We start from the raw sequence: 1,506 nt of genomic DNA, 5'->3' as shown, positions 1-1,506 counted from the left end.
GTGCAGGGGCGGGTTCGGGACCTGGTACCTGGAGCTGACCAACACCACCGACCGCCCCTGCACCGGCGTCCATCCCGTCGTCGTGCTCGTCGACGAGGAGCGGGCGCTGAAGCCCTCGCAGCTCCGTCTGGAGTTCCACGACGGCGAGCGGTTCCGCCCCGTCCGCTTCGAGACCACCGACCGGGACGAGTTCGTCGGTGCCTTCGCCGACGAGGAGGCGGGCTTCCCCGGGTTCACCGTCGGGCCCGGCGGGGCCCTCACCGTGACGGTCCGCCTCGCGGTCGCCCCGGACGCCGTGCCGGGCGAGGTCACCGCCAACGCCGCCGTGGTGCAGCGCCACGAGGACGACGGCGACTGGGTCGGCCAGTCGAACGACTACCGGTTCCGCATCGACGCCGGCCCCGTTCCGGGGAGCGGCACCGGCAGCGCCTCCCCGGTCCCCGGCGAGGGCACGGGCGGCTTCCCCTTCGTCGACGAGCTCGCCCGTACCGGAAACGGCGGACGGCTCCTCGCCGTCGCCGTGGCGGCGCTGCTCACCGGCGGCACGGCCGCCCTGCTGCTCACCCGCCGGCGCCGCTGATCCCCGGGGCCGGCCCCGCCGCGGGCCGAGGACCACCCGTTCACCCAAGATCCGGGTCTGTCTAGGCTGGGACGCACGGAGAACCGCGTACGGCAGGAGATCCCGCACATGGCAGACCGCAAGCCCATCAAGTCGTGGCTCACCGACATGGACGGGGTGCTCATCCACGAAGGGGTGCCGATTCCCGGCGCCGACGCCTTCATCAAGAAGCTCCGCGAGTCCGACACGCCCTTCCTGGTCCTCACCAACAACTCGATCTACACCCCGCGCGACCTGCACGCCCGGCTGCGCCGCATGGGCCTGGACGTGCCGATCGAGAACATCTGGACCTCCGCCCTCGCCACCGCCCAGTTCCTCGACGACCAGCGCCCGAACGGCTCCGCGTACGTCATCGGCGAGGCCGGCCTGACCACCGCGCTGCACGACATCGGCTACGTCCTCACCGACCACGAACCGGACTACGTCGTCCTCGGGGAGACCCGCACCTACTCCTTCGAGGCCATGACCAAGGCCGTACGGCTCATCAACGCCGGCGCCCGCTTCATCTGCACCAACCCCGACGAGACCGGCCCCTCCACCGAGGGACCGCTGCCGGCGACCGGTGCGGTGGCCGCGCTGATCACCAAGGCGACCGGCAGGCAGCCGTACTTCGCGGGCAAGCCCAACCCGCTGATGATGCGCACCGGGCTCAACACCCTCGGGGCCCACTCCGAGAGCAGCGCGATGATCGGCGACCGCATGGACACCGACGTCCTGGCCGGCATGGAGGCCGGGATGCAGACGTTCCTGGTGCTCACCGGCCTGACCCGGCCGGAGCAGGTGGAGGACTTCCCCTACCGGCCGTCCAAGGTCGTGGACTCCATCGCGGACCTCGTCGACCTCGTGTAGCCGCACCGCGCACCGCCCGGCCCGGGGTCCGGACCCCG

Annotated in this window: 2 protein-coding genes; both read left to right on the top strand. The window is 72.0% G+C overall.

The window, feature by feature from the left end:
* The coding region (locus B7L92_RS31400; RefSeq protein WP_081240714.1) for a hypothetical protein at window positions 1–580 on the top strand (580 nt) is incomplete at its 5' end.
* Between the two features lie 108 nt (window positions 581–688).
* Entirely contained in the window at window positions 689–1,468 is a 780-nt protein-coding gene (locus B7L92_RS31395; protein ID WP_081240713.1) for an HAD-IIA family hydrolase, read from the top strand.
* Window positions 1,469–1,506 lie beyond the last annotated feature (38 nt).

Source organism: Streptomyces viridosporus (genome assembly GCF_002078235.1).
Classification (GTDB): Bacteria; Actinomycetota; Actinomycetes; order Streptomycetales; family Streptomycetaceae; genus Streptomyces; species Streptomyces viridosporus.
The sequence above is the reverse complement of the archived record's forward strand: the minus strand, read 5'-3'. Positions and strand labels throughout refer to the sequence as shown.